Origin of the sequence: Ruegeria sp. HKCCA0370 (assembly GCF_013033705.1) — a bacterium.
Taxonomy (GTDB): Bacteria; Pseudomonadota; Alphaproteobacteria; order Rhodobacterales; family Rhodobacteraceae; genus Ruegeria.
The window spans coordinates 56,116-78,325 of the sequence record NZ_WQEP01000003.1 but is presented as its reverse complement, the minus strand read 5'-3'; the positions used below and the strand labels follow the sequence as shown (position 1 = coordinate 78,325).

Annotated in this window: 18 protein-coding genes and 1 pseudogene; 10 read left to right on the top strand and 9 right to left on the bottom strand. The window is 54.6% G+C overall.

Annotated elements, in window-relative coordinates; all coding sequences use genetic code 11:
- Positions 1-81: 81 nt before the first annotated feature.
- Positions 82-1,191, bottom strand: coding sequence for a GlxA family transcriptional regulator (locus tag GOW31_RS09035; protein WP_254441677.1), 1,110 nt, complete (start codon positions 1,189-1,191; stop codon positions 82-84).
- A 224-nt stretch (positions 1,192-1,415) separates the two neighbouring features.
- On the opposite strand from GOW31_RS09035, the pseudogene GOW31_RS22260 reads away from it, so the two are divergent.
- A pseudogene (locus GOW31_RS22260) lies at positions 1,416-2,032 on the top strand (hypothetical protein).
- A gap of 117 nt (positions 2,033-2,149) precedes the next feature.
- On the opposite strand, the gene GOW31_RS09030 reads toward GOW31_RS22260, so the two are convergent.
- From GOW31_RS09030 to GOW31_RS09020, 3 genes are all read right to left on the bottom strand, one after another.
- Complete coding sequence (locus GOW31_RS09030; RefSeq protein ID WP_171169441.1) at positions 2,150-3,220, bottom strand: hypothetical protein; 1,071 nt, start codon at positions 3,218-3,220, stop codon at positions 2,150-2,152.
- A gap of 355 nt (positions 3,221-3,575) precedes the next feature.
- Positions 3,576-4,673 (bottom strand): Gfo/Idh/MocA family protein, encoded by a 1,098-nt coding sequence (locus GOW31_RS09025; RefSeq protein WP_171169439.1) that lies wholly within the window; start codon positions 4,671-4,673, stop codon positions 3,576-3,578.
- Between the two features lie 12 nt (positions 4,674-4,685).
- On the bottom strand, positions 4,686-5,396 hold the full coding sequence (locus GOW31_RS09020; protein ID WP_171169437.1) for a GntR family transcriptional regulator: 711 nt from the start codon (positions 5,394-5,396) through the stop codon (positions 4,686-4,688).
- 105 nt (positions 5,397-5,501) lie between these two features.
- Here GOW31_RS09020 and GOW31_RS09015 point away from each other — a divergent pair, with 105 nt between their 5' ends.
- Genes GOW31_RS09015 through dctP form a run of 6 tightly spaced genes read left to right on the top strand, consistent with a single transcriptional unit; the run spans position 5,502 to position 11,078 of the window.
- On the top strand, positions 5,502-6,656 hold the full coding sequence (locus GOW31_RS09015) for an LLM class flavin-dependent oxidoreductase (protein WP_171169435.1): 1,155 nt from the start codon (positions 5,502-5,504) through the stop codon (positions 6,654-6,656).
- Positions 6,656-7,546, top strand: a complete 891-nt coding sequence (locus tag GOW31_RS09010) for an aldo/keto reductase family oxidoreductase (RefSeq protein WP_171169433.1) — start codon at positions 6,656-6,658, stop codon at positions 7,544-7,546. Before GOW31_RS09015 ends, GOW31_RS09010 begins: the two co-directional genes overlap by 1 nt.
- Positions 7,546-8,061 carry a flavin reductase family protein gene (locus GOW31_RS09005; RefSeq protein ID WP_371813737.1) on the top strand — a complete coding sequence of 172 codons (516 nt, stop codon included), beginning with the start codon at positions 7,546-7,548 and terminating at the stop codon, positions 8,059-8,061. The genes GOW31_RS09010 and GOW31_RS09005 overlap by 1 nt, the downstream gene beginning before the upstream one ends.
- Before the next feature lie 53 nt (positions 8,062-8,114).
- Entirely contained in the window at positions 8,115-8,702 is a 588-nt protein-coding gene (locus tag GOW31_RS09000; protein WP_171119101.1) for a TRAP transporter small permease subunit, read from the top strand.
- Complete coding sequence (locus tag GOW31_RS08995) at positions 8,703-9,992, top strand: TRAP transporter large permease (RefSeq protein ID WP_152460165.1); 1,290 nt, start codon at positions 8,703-8,705, stop codon at positions 9,990-9,992.
- 24 nt (positions 9,993-10,016) lie between these two features.
- Positions 10,017-11,078 carry a TRAP transporter substrate-binding protein DctP gene (gene dctP / locus GOW31_RS08990; RefSeq protein WP_171169429.1) on the top strand — a complete coding sequence of 354 codons (1,062 nt, stop codon included), beginning with the start codon at positions 10,017-10,019 and terminating at the stop codon, positions 11,076-11,078.
- Between the two features lie 30 nt (positions 11,079-11,108).
- Here dctP and GOW31_RS08985 read toward each other — a convergent pair whose 3' ends face one another.
- On the bottom strand, positions 11,109-11,579 hold the full coding sequence (locus GOW31_RS08985; protein ID WP_171169427.1) for a tetratricopeptide repeat protein: 471 nt from the start codon (positions 11,577-11,579) through the stop codon (positions 11,109-11,111).
- 3 nt (positions 11,580-11,582) lie between these two features.
- Here GOW31_RS08985 and GOW31_RS08980 point away from each other — a divergent pair, with 3 nt between their 5' ends.
- A complete protein-coding gene (locus GOW31_RS08980) occupies positions 11,583-12,866 on the top strand; it encodes a cytochrome-c peroxidase (protein WP_171169424.1) in 1,284 nt (427 codons plus the stop codon).
- A gap of 681 nt (positions 12,867-13,547) precedes the next feature.
- Here the strand turns inward: GOW31_RS08980 and GOW31_RS08975 are convergent.
- From GOW31_RS08975 to GOW31_RS08965, 3 genes are all read right to left on the bottom strand, one after another.
- A complete protein-coding gene (locus GOW31_RS08975; protein WP_171169422.1) occupies positions 13,548-15,377 on the bottom strand; it encodes a TniQ family protein in 1,830 nt (609 codons plus the stop codon).
- Positions 15,378-15,384: 7 nt separating this feature from the next.
- Entirely contained in the window at positions 15,385-16,095 is a 711-nt protein-coding gene (locus tag GOW31_RS08970; protein WP_371813740.1) for a TniB family NTP-binding protein, read from the bottom strand.
- Between the two features lie 530 nt (positions 16,096-16,625).
- Positions 16,626-17,552, bottom strand: coding sequence for an adenylate/guanylate cyclase domain-containing protein (locus GOW31_RS08965; RefSeq protein WP_171169420.1), 927 nt, complete (start codon positions 17,550-17,552; stop codon positions 16,626-16,628).
- Positions 17,553-17,904: 352 nt separating this feature from the next.
- On the opposite strand from GOW31_RS08965, the gene GOW31_RS08960 reads away from it, so the two are divergent.
- The gene (locus GOW31_RS08960) at positions 17,905-19,821 is read left to right on the top strand and encodes an adenylate/guanylate cyclase domain-containing protein (RefSeq protein ID WP_171169418.1); all 1,917 of its coding nucleotides are present in this window, start codon (positions 17,905-17,907) and stop codon (positions 19,819-19,821) included.
- 272 nt (positions 19,822-20,093) lie between these two features.
- Here GOW31_RS08960 and GOW31_RS08955 read toward each other — a convergent pair whose 3' ends face one another.
- Entirely contained in the window at positions 20,094-21,038 is a 945-nt protein-coding gene (locus GOW31_RS08955) for an aminotransferase class IV (protein WP_171169416.1), read from the bottom strand.
- Positions 21,039-21,327: 289 nt separating this feature from the next.
- On the opposite strand from GOW31_RS08955, the gene GOW31_RS08950 reads away from it, so the two are divergent.
- The gene (locus tag GOW31_RS08950; protein ID WP_171169414.1) at positions 21,328-22,113 is read left to right on the top strand and encodes a hypothetical protein; all 786 of its coding nucleotides are present in this window, start codon (positions 21,328-21,330) and stop codon (positions 22,111-22,113) included.
- Positions 22,114-22,210: the final 97 nt, after the last annotated feature.

Genomic DNA, 22,210 nt, shown 5'->3' with positions numbered 1-22,210 from the left:
GCTGTCCTCACGACTGGAATCAGGAACTCACTGCACCAGCATTTCGCGGATCAAACCACAAGACTTACCATGAATCGCCGACTACTTAACTTTTTTCGCCTTAGGCTTTGGTGCGCGGTGCATTGGCCATGCTCGGAACTCGAATGGAATGCGTCCCTGCACACGATCCTTGCTCGGCGGGAGACCGAAGCGGTCCTTGTAGGCCCGACTAAAGTGGACCTGGCTTGAAAATCCGCTCGCAAAGGCAATCTCCGACATGGTCAGGTCAGTTTGAGTCACCAGGCCGCGGGCCCGGTCGAGGCGGATATCGCGGTAGTAAAGTGCTGGTGTTTTTCGCACGCATTGCGCAAAGAGCCGATCAAGTTGCCTATGTGATAACCCGACATGCCTGCAAACATCCGCAATGGAGAGTGGCGTTTCAAGGTTTGCCTCCATGACACGAATTGCGGCACGCACATTTGTTGGAACGGAGTTGCCCAAAGGCTCGGTATTCTCGGGGTACTGCAATGCCCCGTGGGCGCGTATCGGGGGGGCAAACACATAGCGTGCAGCGGCATTTGCAAGAGCGCTACCATGAGACTGCTGGATCAGATGCAGGGCAAGATCGAGCGAAGCCGCACCCCCACTGCAAGTCACACGACGGCGATCAATAACCCAAAGCGCTTCACTGATGCCCGTCTTGGGGAACAATTCTTGAAACGCATCTATATGTTCGTAATGAACTGTTGCCGTATAGTTTTCCAGCAACCCGGCATGGGCCAGAATAAAGGCACCTGTATCTAGCCCGCCCAAGATTGCCTGACGTTTCGCGGCATTTCTGAGGTTCGCGCGCAATGCTGCAGAAACATGGCGCTCCGGCTCCCAACTTGACGAGACGAAAAGCATGTCCGCTTTGTTCATTCCCGCCTCCGAGAACCTGGCAGTGTTGACTTCAACGCCATTGCTGGCCGTCACCATTCCGCCCGCCTCGGACACAAGTTGCCATCGGAACAGTGTTGTTCCCTCGAGATAGTTGGCGGCACGAAAGGGATCGATAAATGACATCGTGGCCGCCAGGTTGAAAAATGGTGTTACAGCGATTCTCAGTTCGGTTGTTCTGTCCGGCCCGCCGCCCTCGACCATGTCGCCAACTCCCTTCTGTTCATTCTCAACGGTAGACAGTGCGGCCAGACAAGTAAAATTGACGACCAACTCAAGGCTGAATCAGGCGCGAAGCGCAACGTGCATTGCAGCGACACAAGCTTATCTTTCGCCTCGAACTGCGACGAAGGATCTTCCATTTTCGGCTGTCTGACTTCAGCACCCACCTGGTAGATTTGGGTATCTGTGTAACGGAGGAGTTCGAGTTCATTGAACCTATTAGCAAGCTAAGACGAACAAGAAATCCGGAACTTAGAAAGACGCAAATTTAAAAGCTGGTCAGGAACATCAAACGCAAGACCCGCAAACATTACTGGGCCGAATAGAATGTCGGCAATGTCCCGGTCGGTCTGCGCGATGAGGATAGCATTGCGGCGCTGTGTCTCCGCGAGGGCATAACCGAAAGCTTTTTTATTCTGGTCGAAGGAGTTCCCGGAAGCCGGGAGAGCCCGTCTTGCGGGCGACACCGCTCGGCAGGTGACCTCCCCTGAGACCTCGGGCTGAGATCACGTCATGGTCGCACACGAGCCAAGGCTGCTCAGCGAAAACGGCTCGACATACGCCGCGGGTGATCTGGCGAACTGTCTCGGATCACGTTGGCGATGCGCCACACCACCCACAAACCCCACTCCAGTTCGAGCGTTGGTACCAAACCTTGAAGAACTGGGTTCTCTTGGAAATTTACTTCTTACCCAAAGGTTTTGAGCGACAGATCGGCACCTTTGTCGATCACAACAACAACTACTGTTACCCGGAGAGCCCGGCCAACTTGACACCCGCCGACGTCTATCATGGCCGAGACGCCAAAATCCTGAACATAAGAGTGGAGATCAAGAAGCAAACAATCAGAAACCGTAGGTTTCAGAACAAAGCCGCTGCCACTTTTACTTAAACGTAAACCGAACCAGAGCCTGCGTTACAAAGAGACCAACGCCAAAAAAACTCTGAAAACGGGCGATCGAGATCCATTTCGCATTACTTGTGCCAAAGAACAGCGCACAGCTCACTTTCAATCGGTGACCTGCCCCGCGCCGATTATTGTTCCGAGAACAAATTGTGTCGCGGGATCAATTTCGCCCCTCACGATAAGCGCTTGAAATTGGTGATTCAGGGCGGTCTCGCCCCAGTTCCGCATGGCAACTGCGATCCGCGGCGCTAGATTACGGTCCTTTTCGAGTTCACTCGCGAAAATGCCAATAATCTGAGCGCGAAGTTCAGGCAAAACCGTGCCGCCTTCGGTCAAAGCCCGGATCAGGGATTGCTTTTCGGGCGGTTGCCAGCCGGGGCGCTGCAGTGCTCGCTCAATCGCAGTAACTGCAAGGGCGCCGTCGATTTCGATACCTGCGAGAGCCCATTCATAAAGGTTTTGACCATTGCTTTTCAAAACCTGTTCAAATCGCGAACGCACAACAGAGGCTGCCTGTTCATCAGATTGCAAGCCAAGCAGACGCACCGCGACGGGTATGTAACTGATCCTGTTTAGACTACGAAATTCTTGCAGGAGCTGCTCAGTAGGCATCGTGTTCCGAAGTGGATGAACAAATTCATATGGGGCACGGTAGATTTCAACCATAGCGATGTTTCTCAGCACATGATCTTCGTGGCTTAGATAGCCCGCAAAGAACATAACACGCTCCGAGCCGTCATTGTCGCCGTACGCCCACGATCCTCCAACAGCTATTAAATCCTCAACAAACCGAGATCTGTCTGGCGTCATCATGAATAGGCGCTTCCAGCTTCGTGAAATGCTACGCCCTGCACCATCCTTGTCGGTTGCGCCATAGGTGAAGAGAACCGTCTTTTCTGGATTGGACCGGAAAGCTGCGCGGGTCTTGCTGTCGATCAGAAACGGTATTTCCGGCAGCGTTGAGATTTTCTGTTCTGTCCCTCTCAGAATGTGAACCGGAGAAAACCGGAACGGGTTGTCCGGTGTGGGACCAGCCAGAACGATAATGTCCGCGGAAATAATGTGATCAGCCGACGAAGCCTCAGGCAAAGTCACGCAGACTGAGCAAGCTTGCAAAGGTCTAAAGGTCACCAAAAAGGTGGCCAGAATACAAAGCAGTAAGAGAAGTTTCATTAGAAAACGCATAAGATACTGATGTTATTTAGTTTATGTGTTCCTTTTTACCTGTCGGCACTTGAGTTGGCACAATAATCTGTAACTCAACTTAGTTTAGAATGCGAATCTTCGACAGTGACTAAGCTCAGAACCCCGTGACGCGCTTGACCAGACAGAAAAGCAAAGACCAGACATTCCAGAACCGCCGCGTTCTGCATAAACACAGCGCGCTGCAGATTGAAGTTTCAGCGAGCTTTACCCTCTTAAACCAATCAAGCGATCGTGGTCCTAGTCATACGATGAAAGACATTGCCAGCAACAGTCTAAGGGGTCTTTTAGCGATCGCAAAACGCACCTGGGACTCCGGCCTCGATCAGTCGGCCAAGTAAACCGTTTCACCGGTTTCAATTGCCTGTTGCGCCGCTTGCCCCATCCTGACAGCCCAGAGGCCGTCCTTCAAACTCACATCCGGCTTCGCCTTTTCGCCACGAAGTACGGACAGGAACCCTTTGTGCTGATAGTAGGTCGACCCATTGTGATCCCCAGCCGCCAAAAGGGTGGCGTCCACCGGAACGTCCATTGATACCGGACCTTTGGGATTGCGCGGGCTCAGGATCACCTGCGGCAGCGGCGGAGTTCCCAAGTGATCGGGCCAGAATCGTCCGGGTCCAGGAACAAACGCCTCGATCTTGGCGTCCGGTCCGACGGCCGATATTTCTTCTTGATAGCGTGAGCCTTCGGCAAACATGCAAAGTTCCAACATCGCGCGCGCACCCGAAGCAAAGTCGACCAGAACAAAGCCATGATCCAGAATATCCGGGGTTTGACCGTCGTAACTTTCGTGCAGATGGTTCACCGCCTGCCCGCCGCTTGCCGTGATGCGCATCGGATCGGATTGCAATATCAGACGCATCAGGTCGAAGAAGTGGCAGCATTTCTCGACGAAAGTACCGCCAGTATTTCGGTTGAACCGGTTCCAGTGGCCGACCTTGTCGAGGAAGGGAAAACGATGCTCGCGGATCGACAGCATTTTCACCCCACCTGTCGCCTCGGCCTTACCGATCAAAGCAGCGATAGGGGGCATGTACCGGTATTCCATCGCGACCCAAATCGGGCAGGGGTAGTCGCGCTGCAACTGCTCGAGCCGGGGCACGTCTTGCGGGTCGGTGAACAATGGTTTTTCTACCAGAAGCGGCAGAGGACGTGTCTCAGCGATTTCGCAGATCTGGTCCACATGAAGATGGTTCGGGCTGACAATGACGACGCAGTCCAGTTCCTCTACCGCCAGTAGCTCTTGCACGGAACCTACCATGGTTGCAGTTGGCGCAATTGCCTTGGCGGCTTTTGCCATCTCCTGATTGGGTTCAAAGATCGCAGACACACTGGTACCTTCCAGCAATCCGATATTGTGCAGGTGCTCTTGCCCCATCATTCCGCATCCAATCAGCCCGTAATTGATGGTCCGGGTCATGTGCGATTCCTTTTACTTCAGACGTTGTACGTAGTTGGCCCGATCCGGGTCGAACCAAGTTTTTGAGAATTCGACGGGTTCGGCGCTTTCCGACCAGCTGAACCGCTCGATATAACCGACTGCTTGGCCGGCTGGCTTGGTGAAGTCAGAAGGCGTCCAGTCCGGTAGAGGCCGGACCGAAACCCTGTCTTCGGCTCTTGCGATCCAAAAGCCCAACTGGCGCTGATAGTAGCGATAGAGCGAGTCGGACAGCAGGCTCTGGTCGATTAGGCCCGCTGATTCGTCCAGCCAGATTTCTTCGACAGCGATGATTGTATCATTCAGGTAGCGCATCCGCCGGACACGCGAACCGGCGTCAGAAGCACCGAATTTCGGCAGATCGACCGGCTTTTTCAGATGGTCAACCGACAGGATATCCGCACGGGGCAGGCCGCCCCCTTTCGGCAGTTCCAGCCTGAACATTGCATAGACGCTGTTTTGCGTACCGGTCTCGCGTATGTAGTTGCCCGAGCCCTGGATACGCTCCAACATCCCCTTTTTTTCTAGCTCTGAGAGCGATTTTCGCAGCGTTCCAACCGAGACATTCAGCTCTGCGGCCATCTCGCGCTCGGGCGGCAATCGTTCACCGTCAATAAGACGACCAGCCGCGATGTCACGGATCAGAAGTTCCGCGATCTGAATATATACCGGCAGGGCATTGGGGTTTCGGTTGGATGCAGGCACGGCAGACGCTTCACTCGGTCGCAGGAAAAATTGATACACTATTGATCTACATCAAAGCGATTGCTACGCAAGAGGAAAGTCAAAGATGTACGGAGCGTGAATCAAATGAGCATCGTCCCCATCACATCCCCCGATCTGGATGCGGCCGAAGTTTCGTGGTTCGCTGCGCTGTGTTCCGATGATTACCAGTTCCTTGGCGTTCCCGACGGTGCCCTGCGGTCGAGTTGGGAGCATTGCTCGAATATTGTGAAAGAGGCCGAAGCGCAGGGTTTTCGCAACATCCTCTGCCCGTCCTCCTATCAGGTCGGTCAAGACACGCTGAGCTTTGTCGCTGGCTGCGCTCCGATCACCGACCGGATCAACCTGCTGGCCGCCGTACGCTGTGGCGAGATGCAACCGATCATGCTGGCCCGCACCATCGCAACGCTGGATCACATGCTGAAGGGGCGGTTGACGGTCAACATCATCTCATCCGACTTTCCCGGTGAGAAGGCCGACAGCGCGTTCCGCTATCAGCGCTCGCGCGAAGTGGTGGAGATTCTGAAACAAGCCTGGACGCAGGATGAGATCAATCATGCAGGCGAGGTCTATAACTTCTCGGGCCTGACCACCGACCCGGCCAAGCCATATCAGACCGGCGGGCCGCTGCTTTATTTCGGCGGCTATTCTCCCTCTGCTTTGGATCTGTGCGGCGAACATTGTGACGTCTACCTGATGTGGCCTGAAACCAAGGATCAACTGGCCGAACGGATGAAGGCCGTTCACGCCGTCGCTGAAAACTACGACCGCACGCTGGATTACGGGTTGCGTGTCCATATGATCGTTCGCGATACCGAGGCTGAGGCACAGGAATACGCGGACTACATCGTCTCGAAGCTGGACGACGAATACGGTCGCGCCATTCGCGAACGGGCGCTGGATTCGACCTCGCTGGGGGTGGCGCATCAGGCCAGGAACCGCGATCTGGCGGATGAATACGGCTATGTCGAACCCGGTCTCTGGACCGGTGTTGGCCGCGCGCGTTCGGGCTGTGGGGCGGCGCTGGTCGGGTCGACCGATCAGGTTATGTCGAAGATCGAGGAATACCAGAAGATGGGCATCCGCGCCTTCATCTTCTCGGGCTACCCGCATCTGGACGAAGCCCGCCATTTCGGCGCCCGCGTGTTGCCGAATCTGAAAACCTGTTCCCTTCCCGAAGCTTACGGAAGGGTTCCCAAAACGACCCCGGCCACACCGCTGGGCAACGGAGAACGCCGCTGATGCAACGTGTGAAACTATCTGACTCGCTGGAGATGAGCCGCCTTGTCTATGGCATGTGGCGGTTGGGCGATGACAGTGACACGTCCGCGGCCCATGTCGAGGCCAAGATTCAGACCTGTCTGGATCAGGGTATCACCACCTTCGATCAGGCCGACATCTATGGCGGCTACCAGGCCGAGGCCGTGCTGGGTGCCGCCCTGCGCGCCAATCCAAACCTGCGTCAGAAGATGGAGATCGTCACCAAATGCGACATCGTCGCGCCGGTTGGCCGTTACGCGGATGCGAAGGTAAAATACTACGACACCTCGCGCGCCCACATTCTGAAATCGGTCGAGACGTCGCTGTCGGAAATGGCGATTGACCACATCGATCTGCTGTTGATCCACCGCCCGGACCCCATGATGGACCACCATGAAACCGGAGCCGCCCTGGATGAGGTCGTCGCCAGTGGAAAGGTCGGTGCGGTGGGTGTGTCAAACTTCCGCCCGTGGGATTGGTCGTTGCTGCAATCGGCGATGAAAACGCAGTTGGTCACCAACCAGATCGAAATTTCTCTGGGTCAGATCAGCCCTTTCACCAACGGTGATCTGGCGTTTCACCAACAGCATGGCCATCCGTTGATGGCATGGTCGCCGCTGGGTGGAGGCCTGTTGATGGCCGGAAACCCGCCGGTTGGGGTCGTCGCCGATGAAATCGCAGCCGGGTTTGGCGTGGATCGCGCCGCCGTCGCAGTGGCGTTCCTGCTGGCCCACCCGGCCAACATCCTGCCGGTTCTGGGCACCAACAATCTGGACCGGATCAAACGCGCCTCGGACGCATTGAAAGTCAAACTGGATCGCGAAAGCTGGTTCCGCCTGTACGAGGCGGCACTGGGGCATGAGGTACCATGATGAACGCAATCTCAAAGGACATGACTCGCACCTTCATTCCACATAAGGACGACACACGTACCCTGCGCGACGCCTTCGGCCGCTTTGCAACAGGTGTCACCATCGTGACCTGCGACAGCGCGGACGGTCCGGTCTGCATCACCGCCAACAGCTTTTCGTCCCTGTCGCTTGACCCACCGCTGATCATGTGGGCCGGAGACCGCAACTCGCGTCGCTTCCCCTATTTCCACAAGGCCCGCCATTTCAGCGTGCATGTGCTGTCGTCGGACCAGGCCGAGCTGTGCTTCGGCTGCTCGAAAGACGCCTTTGCACTGCGGGACATCAGCCACGAGCGCTGTGAGAATGGGACGCCGGTGTTGGAGGACTGCCTTGCGCGGTTCGAATGCGAACAGCACGCGTATCACGATGCAGGCGATCACGTTATTGTGGTTGGAAAGGTTCTCAAGGCCAGCATGTCGGATGGAGACGCGCTGACCTTTTATGCCGGGAAACTCGGCCAATTCGCGAAAGTCTAAGCGCGATTTGATGACCGTGGGGGACACCCGCGGCTGACCAAGGGAGGATCCGCATGGGCGGACTGGCATCGGTGCTTGCACCGATTGCATTCGTGAACGAAACCGTGCTGCGTCTGGGCCGCGCGGTTGGTGTTGTTGCGATTGCGCTCATGGTGATCGCAATTCTGATCCAGGTGTTTTTCCGATACGTTCTGGGCAATGCGCTGCCTTGGCCGGACGAGGCCGCGCGGTTCTGCATGCTGTGGATGACCGGTCTTATGGCGCCCACCGCGTTTCGGCGCGGCGGTTTTGTAGCCATTGACATGCTGGAACGCCTCCTTCCCCGCATCATCGGCCAGACGCTGAATCTGTTCCTGCTTTTGATCGCGCTCGCCGTCCTGCTGGTCGCGGTCAATATCGGCTGGTCCGAGGTCACCGGCTTTGGCGGAAAATTCGCCACTGCCGCGCTGTATCTGCCCACCTCATTCGGGTTCGACGAATGGTATCGCATTCCGCGCAGTTGGATGATGACATCGCTGCTGGTGGGGATCATCCTGCTGATCTCGGTGAATATCGAGCTGATCCTGCGATCCTTCATCACTCTGCTGGGCGGCGGCCACCTGTTGCCTGAAATTCCTGATGCGGCAGTGGGGGCCGAATAAATGCTGATCTGGTTCCTGCCCACCTTCCTGATTTTCCTGCTGATCGGCCTGCCGGTCTTTTTCGCTTTGCTGGCGGCGCCCGGAATCCTGCTGTGGCTGAACGGCCAGACGAACGACATCACGTTGCTGTATCGCAATGTCTATAACGGTATGGACAGCTTCCCTCTGATGGCGATCCCCTTCTTCATGCTGGCCGGAGAGCTCATGAACCGAGGCGGCATCACCATCCGCCTTGTCGAGTTTTCGCAGGCCCTGATGGGTCATCTGCGCGGTGGTCTGGCGCATGTGAACGTGCTGAGTTCGATTCTGTTCGCGGGCCTCTCGGGGTCCGCAGTGGCGGACACCTCGGCGCTTGGGTCGATGCTGATCCCGGCGATGGAGAAACAGGGCTATACCCGCAAATTCGCCGCCGCGATCACGGCGGCGAGTTCGGTGATCGGGCCGATCATTCCGCCCTCGGGCATCATGATCATCTATGCCTATGTGATGGGCGAAAGCGTGGCCGCGTTGTTTCTGGCGGGGATCGTTCCGGGCGTGATGGTCGGTGTCGGTCTGATGCTGATGATCAAACTGATGGCCGACCGCTATGACTTCCCCGTCGCCAGCCGCAAATACACATGGCCCGAGCGGCGTCAGGCCAGTTTGAAGGCCTTTTTCCCATTGATGACACCGGTCATCATTCTGGGCGGTATTCTGGGTGGTATCTTCACACCGACCGAGGCTGCGGCAGTCGCCGTGGGCTATGCCTTCATCATCGGGTTCTTCATCCTGCGGACATTGACATGGAAAGAGGTCCCCGAGGTGCTCAGCAATGCAGGCATGACTTCAGCCGTTGTTCTGCTGCTGGTTGGTGCTGCGATGGCGTTCAAGACGGTCGTCAGCCTCAGCCATGCGCCGGAACAACTGGCCTCGCTGATCCTCAGCCTGTCGGAAAACCCGCTGATCCTTTTGTTCCTGATCAACCTGCTGCTGTTCATCGTTGGCATGTTCCTGGACGCAGGCCCTGCGATCATCATCCTTGGACCAATCCTTGGCCCGATCTTCACCAGCCTCGGCGTCGACCCGATCCATTTTGCCATCATCATGAGCGTCAACCTGACAGTAGGCCTCGCAACCCCGCCAATGGGTTTGGTGCTGTTCGTGGCCGCCGCCGTATCGCGCGAACGGGTTGAAACCATCGCCAAAGCGATCCTGCCGTTCCTGGCGGTCGAAATCATCGTGATTTTCCTGATCACCTACATACCCGCACTATCCATGACGATCCCGAGGATAACGGGATTTGCCAACTAACTGAGTTCCACAGGGAGGAAACGCATGCTCAGAGAATTCATCAAAACCGCAACGGTGGCCACATCGCTGGTGGCGGCGTCCACCATGGCCGCGACAGCCGCCGATTATACGCTGCGCGCAACCGCAAATTCGAACGAAAACGATGAGGATTATGACGGGCTGATCGTCTTCAAGAACTATGTCGAATCTGCCTCGAACGGCGCGATCGAGGTCGAACTGTTTATCGGGACACAGCTGTGTTCAAACGGTGCGGAATGCCTGCAGGGCGTTGCTGATGGCACCATCGACATCTACATCTCTACCTCGGGCGGTGCATCTGGCATCTTCCCTTACGTTCAGGTTCTCGACCTGCCATACCTGATGGCCGATGACCGCGTGGCCGAGCGTGTTTTGTCTGGTGATTTCACCCGCACAATGCGCGAAATGGCACTCGAGGATTCCGGCGGTGCGATCCGTCTGATGACGATCGGCAACACTGGCGGCTGGCGCAACTTTGCCAACACACAGCGCCGCATTGCCGAGCCTGCGGATATGGAGGGCCTGAAAATCCGCACCGTCGTCGCCGACCTGCCGCAGGAACTGGTCAAGGCGCTGGGTGCGTCGCCCACCCCGATCCCGTGGCCGGAACTGTTCACCAGCTTCCAGACCGGTGTCGTTGAAGGATCCAAGAACGGCATCACCGACATCATGGGCATGAAATTCCCGGATGCGGGCCTGCAATACGTAACGCTGGACGGACACGCCTACATGGGCGCATTGTGGTGGATGAACAACGCCAAGTTCCAGGAGATGCCCGAGGATCTGCGCCGCGTCGTGGTCGACGGGTTCTATGCCCTGCAACAGGCCACTTTCGCCTCCCCCAAGCGCAAGTCGATCCAAGCCTATGAGGATTTCGTGGCCGGTGGCGGAGACCTCTATGTGCTGACACCCGATCAGAAGGCTGCGTTCAAAGAGGCCGCAACGCCAGTCTATGATTGGTTCCAGTCCAACGTTGCGCGTGGCGATGAGATATTTGCTGCACTGACCGAGGCGGTCGCGGCGGCTGAGGCGGACGTCAACGCCGCTCGCGATGCGGATCTGAAGTGAACGGTTGGGCCGGGCTTTGCGGCCTGGCCCTCACCGAAACGGGTACATCCACCCTTTGTAGTCGTTGACCAGAACATGCGCCTTTTCGATCTGCTCCGGCGACATTTTCTTGACCACTTCCTCAAGGCTGATCGCCGCGTCGGGGTCGCCGCCAATGGCGCTGAGAGTGTACCACATATACGCACGCACCAGATCGGGCGCGGGCATGCCCAGACCCAATTCGTAATACCAGCCAACGCCCGACTGCGCCCCCGGATGCCCCTTCATCGAGGCCCGCAGATACCATTCAAAAGCCCGTTCGTAATCCTGCTCGACTCCCAAACCCAGCCCGTACATCACGCCGATCAACTCTTCAGCCTCGGCGTTGCCCGAGCGCGCGGCTGGAAGAAGTTCCTCGCGCGCGGCAGCAAACTGACCGGCTTCCATCAAATCGCGGGCTTGTTCCAGTTCAGCCAGAGCCGGAGACGCAAATACGCAAAGGGCAAGAACAAGCTGGCGCATGGGATGGTTGCCTTCTTCTGGGTCGGGGCCGCTGTGGCACAGGATTTGCCGCGCCCGCTGACCGATGATGACTTTATCCCCTTTGATATGGAACAGGCCGCCATCGGTCATCAACTGTTTTACGACCCGATCCTGTCAGGCAACCGCAACATCGCCTGCGCCCATTGTCACCACCCGGATTTCGGCACTTCGGACGGGTTGTCTCTGGGCATAGGAGAAGGGGGGAAGGGGTTGGGGCCGGACCGCACACCCGGCACCGGGGCCGACAGAATACTCAAACGCATCCCTCGCAACTCTCCGGGCCTGTGGAATCTTGGGGCCAAGGACATACACACCGTCTTTCACGACGGCAGGCTGAGCATTTCCGACGTCTACGGCAACGGCTTCAATTCCCCGGCGCAGGAGTGGCTGCCCGAAGGCCTGAACTCCCTGCTGGCGGCACAGGCTCTGTTCCCCCTGACCTCACAATTCGAGATGGCGGGCAATGTGGCTGAAAATGAAGTCACAGGCGCGGTGCATGATCGTATCGACAAGGGCTGGCCCATTCTGGCGAAACGCGTCCGCACCGATCTGCGCTATGGTCCGGCCATGGTCGCCGCCTTTGATGAGGTCGAGACGACCGAGGACATCACGATCACGCAAGTCGCCAACGCTCTGGCCGCTTTCATGGCGATCGAGTGGCGCAGCACCGACAGCCCGTTTGACCACTATCTTGCGGGCGACATGAATGCCCTTTCACCGGCGCAAATCGAGGGGATGAGGCTGTTCTACGGCAAAGCTCGCTGCTCCGCCTGCCACACCGGTCCGCTCATGTCAGATCAGACGTTCCATGCATTGGGTTTGCCACCCTTTGGGCCGGGTCGCACCCGGCAGTGGGATCCCTTCGTCCGGGATGTGGGCCGCATGGGTGAAAGCGACCGCCTTGAGGATGCCTACAGGTTCCGCACCCCGATGCTCCGTAACGTTGCCCTGACCGCACCGTACGGTCACAATGGCGCCTTCCCTGATCTTGAAAGCGTCATTCGCCATCATTTGGATCCGCAGACCAGCCTGAACAAATGGACCCCTCAAATGGCTGCCTTACCCGAGGTGCCATGGTTGCAAAAAACGGATTTCCTAGTTTGGCAGGACCAATATGAAATGGCACGTCAACGCAAGAAAATTGATATCGATCCGATCCAACTCACGGAATTAGAAATAGAAAACCTGATTGCTTTTCTGAATTCGTTGACAGGTCGCAGCGTGGACTCGCCGATATTCGGTGTGCCGAAAGGGTTTACTCCTTAGCCATCCCTCACATCAATTAGGTCATGTTGACTAATGGCTGAGCCAGAGACGGGTTGATGCGAAATCGACGAAGCAGAAGAGCTTTCGGCGGGCACGTCGCAGCGTGTTGCAACTCAGCTGGCATTCTTCAACTTGTAGAAGCATTTCTCGGCTGGATAGCCTCATCTGGCCCCGCCCATCTCTGAAACTTATCAATCGCCTGCAAACACATACTCTCTGCAATCTTCGTGGGTATTCTCAATTTGGCAACTGCTTTATTTCACTTCTTGGCCAGAAGACCACAATCAGGCAAACGAAGCTTTGATTGGTCCAAGCGGACCAATGCGGTTTGGCACCCCCCAACTTTATCGGGAGCGTGCTAAAGCGCTGACAACTCTCTCTACACAATCCAAATCAAGAAAAGCCAGCGCCTCGAAACGCGATGGCAAAGTTCTGGTGTTCAAAGTTGCAGTTTTAGCAGGTTAAATTGCAGGCTGTTTCTGGTTTTCACAGCTGATGCACCAAGCAATTGAGACCCAAAGTCGAATAAATTCATCCTAGTTTTCAACGCCCATCTTGAAGCCAACGTCAAGAACGGCGGCATGTTTACCCAAAAAACAAGGTCATTGGCACCCAGCAAAAAGTCGCCAGACACAAAAAAAGCCGCTCGTTTGAGCGGCTTTTTTTGAAGTTTTGTTCTACCTAGAGGTCGGAGACCCGGTAAAACTCTGCGCCAGCGATAGCCGGATCCCACGCTGGTCTGATTCCTCTTTCAGCCAACTTTGATCTGAGTCGTTCCGGATCTCTCACCCAATATCCTTCGATCTGCGACAGCTTTCGAAAGCGGCTCTTAAATTTGTCGAGACTGCGCGGATCTACCAGATCGCACATCTTGCCCATGTGACGGTACCGACCACAGCTTTCTAGCGCACGGCAGCCAGAATCAGCGTTGGCGCTCAATAAAAACCGGACAACATCCAAGTGAACGCCAAGTTCTCGGGCGGAATCGGAAATCGTCACCCCAGTCTTGCCATCTTGCATACCAAGCTTGAACGATACCTCAGTCAAGTCAACGAGAACCGAACGAAACTTGAAAAGTTCAGGAAGAAGCTCGACGTTTTCGAGCCCACCCTTCAAAAGCAACGAGACGATGTCTGTTGTTGGAACATGAAGAGCGTTGGCGGCGTCTCCAACATTCGCCATTCCCAAACCAGCATTCACGACAGGCTTTCCATTTTGACGCATCTGTTTCAATAGGCGGTCGAGATCATCGGAATCCACACCTTTGTGGCGGCCGCTGAATTTCTTTTCATCATCTACAACCGGCTTAAGAATCCCTGCTTTTAACAGGTGCTGCGCCTGCGCCCTCGTGCACTCGATGTAATCTGGAATCTTAGATACAGGCACAGCTCGGACCAATTTTTTGATCAATTTCTCAGATTGCTGGACGCGAGCGGTTTGACGCATTGAATCGTGGTCGTTTGAGCCGCGAAGTAGTCCGGATTTTGTCAAAGCACTCCTAACCGTTTTCGGATGCAAAGCATACTTTCTGGCTAGCGACGCTACTGAGTGAACCCTCGCTTGATCTACCACTGAGCCAAATAGCAAGGTACCCGGCTCTACTCGGACGTTGTCCAAAATGAACTCCCGAAAAACCTCTTTGAAGGGTCCGATGTGTTTTACACCACGGTCGGCCTGGGCCCAGTGAAAAAGCCCTCCGAATGTTCCCTGCGGCCCGGACTGTGATTGGCTTCTTTCCGAGTTACTCAATAGATATCTCAGGGCTTCTCGAATTCCCTCCTCGCCCTTCGATGTGAACTCATAACCTACCTTAGCGGCCTGATCCCAATTGTCTTCGTTTAGCTTCGAAAGCGCGGCATGAGCCCCAAACTCTAAGCATGCCCCAAGCATCTCGGTAGAACGGCTTGCTAGGTCAATCGGCTGGCTATCCATCCAGCTCGATACCTTATGACCATCCAACCGTTTCTCCACATAACCTTGAAGTTCAGAGGGTCTTCGAGTTTTTGAGTGCGCTAGGATGTCCTCAAGCTTCGGAATGTCAGGTTTCAAGTACGAAGTGTCGATCTTCGAACCATTGCTTGTTGCCTTACGCGCTCGAACCAACGGCACGTTGTGATATCGACAGGTTCGAACCGGGCTAAATGTCCAATTGATGCGCGCTGCGCCAACTCTCAATCCGTCTCGGTTGGTCTCAATGTCCGAAAGTAAGCAAGCCGGGCAGAAAGTTTGCCTGTTTCTTAAGAGAAATTCCTGAAAGAAGTTCTCGCTGCGATAACCGTAGACGCGACTGGACACTGGATAATGAGATCGCGCTCTTAGCTGTTCCACAGGAACACCAAAAACTACCGCAAGTTTGGAAAACGCGTGCTGCCGGCCAATAATCAGTTCCTGCTGCGGCAAGCCGATCACCCTGCAAAACTCTTCTGCGGAAACCCCACAGTGAAACAAAGCAAATCGATTGACCCAAGACAAAAGGCTCTCATCTCTCAGGGGAGGAAATAGCGGTTTCATGGACGACTCACCGTTTGCTAACCTGGCGGGCTTGACGTTCCGAACGCCGCGCTTCGAATTCTTCAGCACCCGCGTCCAAATCCAAAGAAGCCCAATCTTCAGTCACGAAAACGTTCTTGTTCCAATCGCAGCCTTCCCGCATTCCCCAAGCCTCGGCAAAGTGCATTTGCAAAAGAACGCTAGAGCCCTCCTCTTTCGCGCATTCAATTGCATCAAGAATCGTCTCCACTGCTCGCCCAAATCGCTGACGGCTTGCAAAAATCAGGCGGTCAGTGAGGTCTCTTTCCCTCGACAGTTTCAACTCAGCAACATCACAAAAGCTCTCAATTAAGCCCAGCAAGTCCGAATTATCTTTTCCCGCCACAAGAGGTGAAGGTACGACCTTCGTGAAACGCCGATTAACTTGAGGGTCGTAGCTTGTGATTTCGGACAAGCGTTCTGTGCCACTGAGGATCGGGATGATCGCGGAGTCGTTTTGCATCAGCGACTTCAACATCTTCAACATGTCGTCAATTTCACGTGCAGAGCCAGACAGAAACATGTCATGCGCCTCGTCAAACCACGGAACAACAATCCCAAGCAGTGCTAGACGGTGCCGAACAAGCCTCCACAGCTCCCATGCTGTCAGCCGCATGGAGACTTCTGTTAAACCCGTTGCAGTTAAAACCTCACGTCCAAGGCTTTTTAGAGTGGCCGGGCTTGGTACCTGGATACGAATATAGCGAGGCCAATCCTCACCTGATCGCGGTTTCAGCGCAGAATGATTGGACCAAGCAATTCTACGATGTCAGATCGGCGATTGTTCATGGACCTAGCGATGACTATCGAAAGCGCTTAATGCAGGATCGGGGGCAAGCATTCCGCAGCGGATTTAATCTCGCTCAGCAGGCGTATTTTAAGCTTCTTCATGAACGAACTTAAATGTGGTTCGGTGATGCCGCACACACCTGTAATAACAAATGACCCGTTCCGACCGTTCCGCTGGTCGGGCATGTCCGCTTTGGGCTGCCTCCGGTCGTCGAGGCGTAATGATGCATTCGACAACTTGGATCCAACTTGGCCGATGCTGCTCTTGCAGAAATAGTCACAGCCGCGCAGACCTGACCATCGTGCTGCGTTACGAAGGGCCTAGCGTTCGTTCTGAAGTATGCGTCTGATGTAGTCGCGTTGAAGTCTACCTTGAGCGCAAAGTTGACCAGCGGCTACTTGCTTACTCATAGTTGATCGAACTCGGGTTCAGGGGAGCAATCAAACCATTTTCAGTAGATAGGTCCGCATCGCTTCGGACTTGCCCTTTAGTAAGATCTCGCTTGTTTCGAAGTCGAGTGTTCGAGAACTTAGTTTGTTGTATACACCTTCTGAAAGGAGGATTTCATTTTCCGAAGCTTGGCTTTGGAGCCGGGCAGCCGTGTTCACAACATCGCCAACGGCAGTAAAACTTCTGGATGAGCCGGTAGCCATTTCCCCAACTTGCGCAACGCCCATGTTTATTCCGATTCCTACGCTCAGCATGCTTGGTTCAGACTTGATGCTATCCAATAGGCGTTGAGCAGCCCGAAGCATTACATCTGCCGTTCGTTCCCTGAGCGATGCCATCTGAACTGGATAAATTGCCATGACCTGATCACCGATAAACTCGATCAAAGCATCGTCACGGGCAATTTCTTTTTCAGCAATACAATAGAACCGAGTCAACATGTCGGCGGCTTCAGCCGGCGAATGCTCCTCGGACCATGGCGTAAAACCTCTCATGTCGGCAAATAGCAAACCTACCTCGGCATCAAGTGTTTTCGTCGGCAAGCCTTCAAAACAGCTTCTACAAAAGTTCGGGTTTTCTGAGGAGGGTTTAATGCCCAAAACTTTGCCAAAACCTCGAAATGGCACAAGGCATAGGCGACATCTGGGAGATGCAGGGAGCAATCGAGTGAATCTCCGTACGCGCCCCACGAAACCGCTCTGACAAAGACTGAACGCAAGTGGCTGTTCGTCCGACGTCAGCTTTTTGATCAACCAAGCGTCATAATTGTAAATTAATACGGTAAAACCAATAGCAAGGCCGAGAAACAAAAGGGCTCCTGCGAGTATCGAAAACTTGAGCGCCACGTAGATCGCCGCTGCCAAAAACGCGATCTGAAAGGTTAAAACACCTGCTTCGATGAGTCGGGCGTTTCTCATCATCAATCCTATTTGTAGATGTCCGGCAGCCTACCATTTTTGGCGATTCGCAAAAATATGGGCAGTCTCACCTGCGCTCAACAGAGACTAAATTCGTTTTGGTTCTTATGGACGCATACTGTCGATCCTGTTGATCGTGCCGGTCCAGATCCTCACGTATCTGCGTTCAGTGGAAACTGCTAAACCACTTGATGTATGCCCGGATTGGGCAGGTAGCATTCGTTCAGGTTTAGTGTTTCAACGGTCAGTGGCTTTTTGATTGTGATCAGATCGTCCGCCGAACAAGCAAACATACCAGATTGAATTTCGGCGCTTCTTGGAGTGGCGAAGCTTTCTGGCGTACACTCCACCAATGGAACGTCGACTTGCCGCGATCATGGCCGCCGATGTGGTTGGCTACTCACGCTTGATGGGCGCAGACGAGATTGGCGTCTTGAACGCTCTGAAAGCACTTCGTTCGGAGCTGTTCGATCCTCAGGTCGAGAAACATCATGGTCGCATCGTAAAACTAATGGGTGACGGAACGCTCGTCGAGTTTGCTTCGATTGTTGATGCAGTGAACTGCGCGACTGATATCCAAGCGAAGCTGGCGAAGCGAAACGGTGACCTGCCTCCTGAACAGCGGCTTGAACTAAGGATCGGCATAAACCTTGGCGACGTGATGATCGACGGCGCTGATCTTTACGGTGACGGTGTCAATGTCGCAGCACGGCTTGAGGAGTTGGCAGAGCCGGGCAGCGTTTGCGTGTCTGAAGTTGTTGCAACTCAAGCGGCCGGCAAGGCAAACGTTGGTTTCGAATACTTGGGTGAAACCCGCTTGAAGAACATTTCTGAGCCGGTGCGAATTTATCATGTGAACCCTCAGAGCCGAGCGATCAGCCGCCGGAGCTGGAATTGGAGTCGCGGCGTTCAGGCGGCAATAAGTGCAGCGCTTCTGATCGTTGCGGCATTTGTGGTTTGGCAAGGAATTCATCGCTGGGGTGCCAATGATGCCTTTCCTTTGGACGAAGCGACGGCTCTGACCCGTCCTACAGGACCGACGATTGCGGTTTTGGCTTTCGAGAATCTGAGTGGTGACCCATCGAAGGAGTACTTGTCCGACGGCATCAGCGAGGATGTGATTATTGAGCTCGGGCGATACCGCGACCTCAACGTGTTGTCGCGACACACCACCTTCTCCTACCGCGGGCAGCACCAGGATGTGCGCAGTATCGGTGAATCCTTGGGCGCCGATTTCGTGCTTGAAGGTACGGTACGGCAAGCGGGTGAACGTCTGCGCGTAACGGCGCGCCTGATTGACACCGATAGCAGAGCGCAGGTTTGGTCGGAGGCATTCGATGAGAAGCTTACGACCGCCAATCTCTTCGATGTGCAATCTCGGATCACCGAGCGTGTTGCAGTTGCGATTGGAGACACGCGCGGTGCCATCAGGCGAACAGACGAAAGGCGGGCAAGGGCGAAACCGCCGGAAAGGCTGTCGTCCTATGAATGCACTATGTTCTATGACGATCTGTACGATAGACCGGATGTGCAGAAACGGGTCCACGGTTGCGTCGAAAGGGTCGTCAAAGAAGAGCCGGACTACTGGCGCGCCTGGGCGCAGCTGGCCGAGGCGTTGCGCGTAGACCTAAGCTTTTTCGGGAATCGCTACGCTGGCACCTATGAGGAAAAACTCAACCGGGCATTGGCTGCCGCCAACAAGGCCAAGGCACTGAACTCAAACTCGGCACGTGTCCGACTTATCTTGGGTATTCTTCTGCTCATGAACGGTGATCGCGACGGTTTTTTTGCCGAGGCTGAAGACGCTCTCGCGGTCGGTGGTGATCGCAGTGTGGAGGCGGAAATCGGTTATTGGCTGATCTGGACCGGGCGATTTGATTTGGGTGCGCCGCTCCTGAGGCGGGCTATCGACCTCGACCCAGGATCGACCATCAAGGACTGGCATCAAGCGCTCTCGGAATACCACTTTCACAAGGGCGAGTACGAACTTGCGCTTGCCGAAGCGCGAAAGGGCGTGCTTCTGGATTATTGGTGGTCGATGATTCCCGAAGTTACCGCTCTCGCCCAACTCGGACGCGCGGACGAACTTGAGCGCGCCCGCAACCGGCTTGAATCCGCGCGTCCCGGCGTGAAAATCGCCGACATTGTATGGGTGTATCGCCGTTACCAGCGTCCGGACGCTCTTATAGCACCCTACGTTGATGCCTTCCGGAAAGCAGGATTGCCAGAAGGCAAGTACCAAGCACTGGATATGAATGATCGAGGCTAAACCTGTGTATTCTCCGGAAGCAGATTGTTTTCGCACATATGATATTCTCTTGGCTAGAAAAAGTAGAACTAAAACGGCCTTATTCCTGTGGCCGCTTGTTTCGCATCTCGGAAAGGCGAGTGGTTTGGTTCCACCATATCTAGAAAATGCAAAACTTGATTTTGGAAGTCCGCTTTGGGCTGCGATCAGCTAATTGTGCAAGACGCATCCAGCAGAGTCATGGCTCCCAAAACTACATTCCACCACTGGGTAAACCCGACACCGACTGACAGCTATTTTTCATCCAAGTATTTTATCACAAACTTGTTGTTCTTTTCGTTGTGCATGTCCCAATAACTCTCGGTGATCTGGCTTGTGATTTGGCCGGGAGATCCATCACCGATATATTGTCCATTCACTTTGGTCACTGGCATGATTCCACCGGCAGTTGAAGATATGAAAACCTCGTCGGCACCTAGGAGTTGGTCTTGGGGTATGTCGACGGCTGAGCAGTCGATATCTAAGTTCGTGCAAATGTCGAAGACCGTCTGACGAGTGACCCCGAGAAGCACACCGAGCTTTGGTGTTAGGACTCTTCCGTCGATGACGGCAAAAATATTGAATCCGGGCCCTTCAGACACGTTACCATTTGTATCGACAAGGATCGCCGTGTCGGCGCCTCGGTCGTAAGCCTCATAGAGGCCTCTCACCAGATCCAACCAGTGATAGTTCTTCACAGTTGGATCGACTGAATTAGGCGGAATGCGGACAAAGGATGATATTGCTGCATGTAGCCCATGCTTCATCTGCTCTGGATTAGCCACCGATCCAAACGGGATTGCGAAGGCGATGAACTGGTTGACGGCATCACGTGGATCCCGGCTGAACGTTGGGGACATGCCGCGTGTACAAATGAACTCGACGTAGGAGTTCTTTAACCCTGACAGTGCGACGCAGTTGTGCAGTATCTCGATGACCTGTTCTCGGTCATACTCAATTGACATATGCAGCTTTTCCAAACCTGCAAAGAACCGATCAAGGTGATTTTCGAGTCGAAAGAAGGCTCCGTTCCAAACATGGACGACATCATACGTCGCGTCGGAATGAAGTAGCCCATAGTCCAGCACCGAAATCTTGGCTTCCGAAATCGGCAAATACTGCCCGTCCATGAAAGCCACGCCAGGAGGATATGTTTTTGGGTCAGAGTAATGCTCGGAGAGATTGGGTAAAACAGTCATGAATAGAAGCTACCGGAGTGCGGACAGAAATCGCAATGTCCGTTTTGGGCTGCGAGCGCTGAAGCATCTATCTGCAATGGAAAGCTCTCAAACTGGGCGTTAGGGCAATTTAGGTTGACAATTCATCTGTGAAATCGCCGGATTTCTTGGGCAACAATCTTGGAGGTGGTGAACGCTCGCCGCTCCGGTCTGCGACTGACACCAAATTAGGAGATACGCAATTTCTATCGACAGTTTTGCGGAAACCGAGATTGGAACACACCTCGCCGACGCTGCACGTCGTTGCCGCATGGTTTTCTTCACTGGATTACCGGCGTCTGGAAAGTCATTTCTGTTGCGCCAGCAAATATCCATTTCGGTCTCCTCGGGACGTCGCGTACATATCTTGCGGTGGGATACAGGACTGGCGGCGTTTCAGACCGAAGACATACTCGCAAAGTATCCAGATGTTTCAGATGGAACTCATCCGTTGATCCGCAAGGCAGCCGGATTGTGGGGCCGGAGAGCCCTGGCGCGATGGCTGACAGAGACTACCGATCCCACAGACATGATTGTCGGTGAAGTCCCTATCATCGGAAACAGGTTTTCCGAGTTCATCCAGGCGCAGCCGGATCAGGTTGAACCAGCCTTAGCATCCGAGGAAACCACATTCATCTATCCTGTTCCTACAAAGGGCTTACGTGCCAATCTCGAAGCCATCCGAAGGTCTACGTTTGCGAACCCCAGACATCCTGATGAGGCCAGGGACGCGCCACCATCCACAATGGAACTGGCTTGGCGTTTGACGTGTGCCAAGGCCGCAGAATTGGGCCTGATCTCTGAAGCAGCTGGTCATTCTCCGTACGAGGAGATGATTTATGTGCGGTTTTTTGAGCACCTACTGCAACACCGAAACGCCATTAGAATTGGGGTCGATAGGATTTTTTCAAATGCCGGGTCAGCCCATGATCTAGGGGCGAGCATTTTGGAACTTATTGCAAGCCCGGACGAAGTACGCCGTGTTATCGCGGAGGTAGAGGCTGCTTTTACAGTCGACGAAGCTACCCGAGACGTTGAAAACTGGTATCGGGTGTAGCCTCGTGCAAAAGTTCGCTCTTTGGCATCTTTAAAACTGCAAAGTCTAATTTTGCATGTCTGCTTCAGGTTCGCGCTGCCGAAAAAACAGGGCGCAG